This window comes from Microcoleus sp. Pol11C3 (assembly GCF_036701485.1).
Classification (GTDB): Bacteria; Cyanobacteriota; Cyanobacteriia; order Cyanobacteriales; family Microcoleaceae; genus Microcoleus.
Map to the genome: position 1 here is coordinate 1 of NZ_JAUBQW010000208.1, position 7,082 is coordinate 7,082.

Annotated in this window: 3 protein-coding genes; all 3 read right to left on the reverse strand. The window is 43.3% G+C overall.

The genetic code is table 11. The annotated features are described in order from the left end of the window. Positions 1-67: 67 nt before the first annotated feature. Positions 68-2,101, reverse strand: coding sequence for a DNA methyltransferase (locus QUA40_RS26855; protein ID WP_333131531.1), 2,034 nt, complete (start codon positions 2,099-2,101; stop codon positions 68-70). A gap of 348 nt (positions 2,102-2,449) precedes the next feature. Continuing rightward, on the reverse strand, positions 2,450-2,995 hold the full coding sequence (locus tag QUA40_RS26860; RefSeq protein WP_333131533.1) for an SDR family oxidoreductase: 546 nt from the start codon (positions 2,993-2,995) through the stop codon (positions 2,450-2,452). Positions 2,996-3,595: 600 nt separating this feature from the next. Then, positions 3,596-7,082 (reverse strand): amino acid adenylation domain-containing protein (locus QUA40_RS26865; RefSeq protein ID WP_333131535.1); only part of this gene is annotated, 3,487 nt, incomplete at its 5' end.

Below are 7,082 nucleotides of genomic sequence, written 5' to 3' on the forward strand. Positions count from 1 at the left end.
CTGAGTTTCACACGTTTGAGCTTGTTAAGAAAGTCCCTCTTGACTTTCTATCGCTCTTCTTAACTTGTCACCAATGATCAGCACCGAGCCATTTTCTAAACCATCTAGCAGATTTTGGCTCTGTCTTGATAAACTCTTCTTTTTCTGGTGTTGTAAATAGATAGTTACCATCATCAATTGGTTTATTACCAATACCTATCGATGGGATATTAGACAATGGATTTTGTCTTCTTTGAATTGTTGTATCTGTTCCATTTACCAAATAAGGATTGATGTTTTTTGCCTGTATTTCCAATGGTTCGCCCTTGATATCCTCATACTCAAAAATACGTTTATCTGCAATATCAAAGTTCGCAAACCCAATAATAACGCAGTATACAGCAGCATTTTTTTTTGCTTCATTTGCCCACTTAAAAGTTCTATGAGCAAAATGAATTTTTATTTTGTACTCATTAAATAGAACATTCCACAAAATGCCAACCTGTTCGCCTTGAGAAATTGAGTTTGTACTAACAAAAGCTACTTGAATATTTGAATTTTGAATGAGTTCTGCTGCTTTGACATACCAAGCTGAGACATAATCCATAACTCCAGCACCTTTGGCATCGTTAAATATACCAATAAGATCATCCCTTTGTGTTTCATTCATCATTTTAGAACCGACAAATGGAGGATTACCCAAAATAAAATTTAACTTCTCTTTTGCAACAACAGACCCCCAATCAATCCGCAACGAATTACCATGCACAATCTTCGCGGATTTCTTCAATGGCAACCGCACAAAATACTGCCCAAACTCATTACTCACCTTCACATTCATCTGATGATCAATTAACCACATCGCCACCTCAGCCACTCGCACCGCAAACTCATCATATTCAATCCCCGCAAACTGATCTACATCGACTTGAATAATTGAGCGAACATCCATCACCAACTGCCCACTCTTATTCAACTCCAACAAAATCAAAATCTCTAAATCTCGTAACTCCCGATAAGTAATAATCAAGAAATTGCCGCAACCACAAGCAGGATCGAGGAAATGCAAACTCGAAATCTTTTGATGTAACGCCTTTAGCTTGCCCTTACTACTCTTAGCCTTCTCAAACGAACTATACAAATCATCCAAAAAAAGCGGTCTAATCAACTTTTGGATATTCTTCTCAGAAGTATAATGCGCCCCTAAATTTCGCCGTTCCGTCTCATTCATTACTGCCTGAAACATCGACCCAAAAATCGCAGGGGAAATTTTACCCCAATCAAACGCACAAGCCTTTAACAATATTTCACGCATCTGCTTATCAAACGCCGCAGTTTGCAAAAGTTCCTCAAATAACTTCCCATTCACATAGGGAAACTGCGCTAAATTCTCATCTAAATTTTTAAATCGCTTCTCATTTGGGGTATTCAAAACCTGGAAAATCGAGGCAATGTGCATCGCCAAATCACTGCCATCTTCCTTCGTATGCCGATCGATATATTCCCAAAAAATTCCCTTGTTAAAAATCCCCGTATCATCAGCAAACAAGCAAAATAATAGCCGTACCAGATACACCTCTAAGTCATGCCCTGTATAGCCAATTTCTTTGAGGCGATCATGTAGATCCCCCATCAATTCCGCCGCCGCAATATTGACAGGATCTTCATCCTTATAAACCCGTTTTTCATATCCCGCCATAAAGCCGAATAGATGCACATGATTTACAAAATCCTTTAGATCAAACTCTTTGGTTTCGTTTGTATCTAAATCATAAAGCCTGAATTTCTGAAAATCCGACACCAAAATATATTTCGGTAACTCATGCTCCTTTAAATTTGGAAAATAATCTTTTGCTTGTTGTGTAGCCTTATCTAAGTCCTTACCCCTAGACTTATGCTCCACCAAAATCGTCCCCTTCCACAGCAAATCAATAAACCCTTGCTTATTGTCTGCCTTTTTAATTGGTAGCTCAAAACTCCCCACCCGCCGCCGAGTAATACCAAAAACATTAAAAAAGTCATTCCAGAATGATTGCGACTCTGACTTCTCTGAAGTTTCACTTTCCCATTCCTTAGAAAAGGCGATCGCCCTTTGCTTAATCTCATTCCAACTTAGAGGCATATCGGCAAATGTTAAGACATAATTTTAGGCAATCTTTATACTATCATTCAGTTCCTAAAATTAGGGTAGTTGTGAGCGATCGCTTTTGGGGTTAAGCGTTAAGAAACGATCGCCTAAAAATCACGACTCACAGAAATAGCGATCGCAGATTGATTAAACTTGACCGATCGCCTTCACCGCAGCAAGATACCGCTCCTTCACATTTTCGTAGTCCAACTCCTCCGCAATTCCTTCCTGGCCACCGCGTTCAATCATATCGGCATGACGCTTTAGTGTGGTTCGGTCTGGTATTCGGTGAGTAAAGGGCGCGATCGCTGATCTTGTAGGTTAAGTGCGATCGCCTAAAAATCACGACTCAACAGTTACATGACTGCCCGCAGTTGTTTCCGCCAAACCGCGACTCAATGCCAATTGTGCAGTTTTGGTCACGCCATAGTGAATCATTTCGGCGGGAATATTCAAGCCAGATTCACTAGAGATGAAAATAATTCGTCCCCAATCTTGCTTCAGCATCAGCGGCAAATAATGGCGCGAGAGGCGAACACCGCTCATCACATTCACTTCCAGAATATTCATCCACGCTTCATCGGAGATATCTTCAAAAGCTTTGGAGGCATAAATTCCTAAGTTATTCACCAAAATGTTGACGAATGGCACTTTTTGAAGTAACAATTCAACGCCTGCTTGCGTTCCCAAATCGGCAGCAATTCCCTGAAGTTTGGCATTAGGGACTGTTTGCTGAATGCGATCGATCGCATTGTTGACGCGCTCTTGCGTTCTGCCATTGACAATGACCGTCGCTCTTTCTTCGGCAAGTGCGGTAACGATTGCCAGTCCAATTCCACCTGTTGAACCACTGACCAATGCCACCTTTTCTGATAGTTTGAGATCCATACTTTAGTTAAACCAAATATAGCAGTTGACAGTTGACAGTTGACAGTTGACAGTTATGGTGCCCGAATTAAACCGTCGATCTAGCGCTCCTTTGAGACTCTATTCATTAGGTTATTGATGCCCTAACCGATGTGGCGATTGCTATAACGTCAAATAATTATCTACGACTATGGCCTAATCAATTGGTCGCCACCTAATCCAATTTCACCACCATCTTGCCAATATTTTTGCCTTCAAAAAGACCGATAAATGCGCCCACAGCCTGGTCAATTCCTACTACCACAGTTTCTTGATTTTTCAATTTTCCAGCGAGGATTCAGTTCCCAAATTAGCTCAACATTTAGATGCCAAAGATTACATCTGTTGGAGTTCTATTCCTCTGGTTTCCTGCCACCAATTTGATTGCACTTAGACACACACTTTTTGGGAGCATCTCATATTTGTAAAAACACTTTTTCTGGCTCCTTCCTTCTTCCTCTTTCCTCCTGCCTCCTGCCTCAAAACTCCAATTTCTAGCTTGCCTGCAAAAGTGAGATGCTCCCCACTTTTTGACGGTCATTCCACAAAACAATCAAAATCATCCCCCTATTATGTAAGGCCTTAAAATTCCACATTTTCGCGCTCATTTTCGTCGGTTCTGGGAGTATCCAAACCTTTCGCGGCCCAACGCATTGTTTCAATGTATTTTGCCAGACTCGCCACAGTCGGAGCCTCAAATAAATTGCTGACCGATAACTCGACTTGCAAAGCGTCTCGGATGCGAGAAATCAACTGAGTTGCTAGCAGGGAATGCCCGCCTAGTTCAAAGAAATTATCGTAGATACTAACCTGCTGTTTTCCCAAAACTTTAGCCCAAATTTTCCCGATCGCCTTTTCGAGTTCAGTCCGAGGCGCTACATAATTTTCTGTTAGATCCTCGCTGTCTGTATCTAGATCGGGCAAGGCGCGGCGGTCTACTTTGCCATTAGGCGTCAGTGGCATATTCTCCAAGACTGTATAAGTTGCAGGAACCATATATCCTGGTAACTTTTCTTTCAAAAATTGGCGCAAGTCACTTGATTTTAGATTGGGACTTTCAGATTTTTCATTAATGCCGTCAGGAATAACATAAGCTACCAAATGTTTATCGCCGGGGATGTCTTCCCTCACAATTACTACCGCTTCGCGCACTTGTGGATGCTGGCACAAAGCTGCTTCAATTTCTCCCAATTCGATGCGGTAGCCGCGAATTTTTACTTGGTCATCAACGCGGCCTAAAAACTCGATGTTACCGTCAGCTAAATAGCGACCTAAATCACCTGTTTTATAAAGACACGAACCAGATTTATTGCTAAAAGGATTGGGAATGAATGCAGCAGCAGTTAAATCCGGCTGGTTGAGGTAGCCTTTCGCCAATCCGTCACCGCCGACGTACAATTGACCTATAACACCGATCGCCACCGGCTGCAAATCCGCATCGAGAAGATAAATTTGCGTGTTGGCGATCGGGCGGCCGATGGGGATAGATGTTGCGGTTGCGGGTACGTCTTGCACGCAATAATAAGCAGAAAATGTGGTATTTTCTGTAGGCCCGTAAACGTGAATTAATTTAGTGGTTTGATTTTGTTTGATAAGTTTTTTAACCCATCTCATATCGACCGCTTCTCCGCCAAACAGCAAGCAGCGCAGCGAATTAAAAGCTTGCGGTAAAACTCTAGCAATTTGTTGAAATAAGGCAGTTGTTAAAAACAAAACTGTGATGCCTTGTTGGCGCAGTTCTAAGGCTAAATCGTGAGGCGAAAGGGTAATATTGGTGCTAATTCCCACGAGTTGAGCGCCGTTAAGCAAGGCTCCCCAAATCTCGAATGTGGCTGCATCGAATGAAGCGTTTGATGCTTGGGCAATTTTATCGGTAGGTTCTATTTTTATATAGTTGGTGTTGAGTACCAGCCGATTTACTGCTTTGTGGGTGACAGCAACTCCCTTCGGTTTTCCTGTTGAGCCAGATGTGTAAATAACGTAAGCTAGGTTATCTGCTGTTACGGTGTTGGCGGGATTTTCGGCGCTTTCTTTGGCTATGTCTTCCCAGTCGCGATCGAAGTAAATCACCGAGTTTGAGAAGTCTCGGAAATTCTCAATCAATTTATCTTGAATTAGCAAGACTTTAACTTGAGCATCTTCCAGCATCAAGTTTAGCCGATCGCGCGGATAGCTCGGATCTAACGGTAGGTAAGCTCCTCCCGCTTTCAGTATAGCCAACATCCCGACAATTAGGTCGATCGATCGCTCTGCACAAAGCCCCACTAAAACCTCCGCCCCCACGCCCAGTTTTTGTAGGTAGCGCGCCAGTTGGTTGCTGCGACTGTTGAGTTCTCTGTAAGTCAGGTGTTGGCTGTCGAAAGTTAGGGCGACATCCTCCAGATGCTGCTGGACACCCTCTTCAAATAACTGATGAATGCACTTATTTTGAGGATAATTTGTGCGAGTATCGTTCCATTCTCTGAATAATTGATTCACTTCATCCTCGCTCAATAAAGGTAAGTTAGCGATTCCTTGTTCTGGATTAGCCACAATGCTTTCCAGCAGCGTTTTAAAATGCCTCAGCATTCGGGCGATCGTAACTTCATCAAATAAATCCGTATTGTACACAGCTAAGCCTCTGAGGCCTTCCGAATCTTCCCAATATTCGCCGTATCTGCTCCTAAACTTATCGGAAGCTTCCCACAAATGCAGCTCTAAATCAAAGCGCGTTGTTTGAGTTTCCAAATGAAAAGAACTCAACTTTAATTCTGGCAATTCTAGCTCGTCCACTGGCCCATTTTGCAGCCCGAATACCACCTGAAACAGCGGGTGGCGATTCAACGATCGCTCTGGGTGCAATTCCTCGACGAGCTTCTCAAAAGGCAAATCTTGGTGAGCATAAGCTCCCAGAGTTACTTCCCGCACCCGGCCCAAAAAATCTCGAAATGTCGGGTTTCCCGAGCAGTCTGTTCGCAGCACTAAAGTATTGACAAAAAACCCGATTAATGCTTCTATTTCACTGCGGTTGCGATTGGCGATCGGCGAACCGACAACAATATCTTCTTGTTGCGAGTAGCGGTAAAGCAAAGTTTGAAATGCTGCGAGGACTGTCATAAATAAAGTCGCTCCTTCTCGCTGCGAGAGCGCTAAAAGTGCGTCTGTCAGCTTTTTAGGCAGTTCTAAATATTGAGTTTTTCCCCGATAATTTTGCATAGCTGGTGCAGGGCGATCAATCGGCAAATTTAACACTGAAATCCCGTGTAATTGCTGCCGCCAATAAGCTAGCTGAGTTTCTAATACTTCACCTTGAAGCCATTCGCGCTGCCACTCGGCAAAGTCGGCATATTGAAGTGATAATTCTGGCAGGGGAGAGGGTTGTTGATTTATCAAAGCTGTATAGATAGCCTCCAGTTCTTGAATTAGCACACCGATCGACCAATCATCGGAGGCTATGTGGTGCATATTTAGCAATAGAATATGCTCGGTTTCTGTCAGCCACAGGATGGTGATTCGTATCAGCGGCCCGGTGGATAAATTGAAAGGGCGAAGAGATTCTGCTGCGGAGAGTTTTTTGGCTTCTGTTTGCCGTTGTTCTGGCGGCAAATATTGCAAGTCTAATACTTTTAAATTAGTCTTGAAAGCGGGAGAGATTATCTGCACGGGTTGACCTGATACCGCGGCAAAAGTGGTTCGCAAAGTTTCGTGGCGCTGCACTATTTCGTTGAAGGTTTGCTCTAAGGCTGTTAAGTTGAGGGAACCAGTTAAGCGCAGTGCTGTTACTACATTATAGAAAGGGTTTTCCGGTGCGAATTGGTCGAGAAACCACAAGCGCTGCTGGGCAAATGATGCCGGAAAGACAAACACTTCGGCTTCTGAGGAAATATTCAGTTTTTGTAGATCGTTTGTAAAGGAATTGTCATAAATTTCGGATGCCATATCTGTTGCTCTTGGGGGATGGGATGTGTTAATTTTTTGATGGCGCGGGGTTGCTTTTTGAGGGTGCGATCGCCTCTTAGGAATGAGAATTAAATAACTTCCACAAGTTTGTGGGATGGGCGTCCCGCCCGTCCAAAAAGGACGGGCGGGA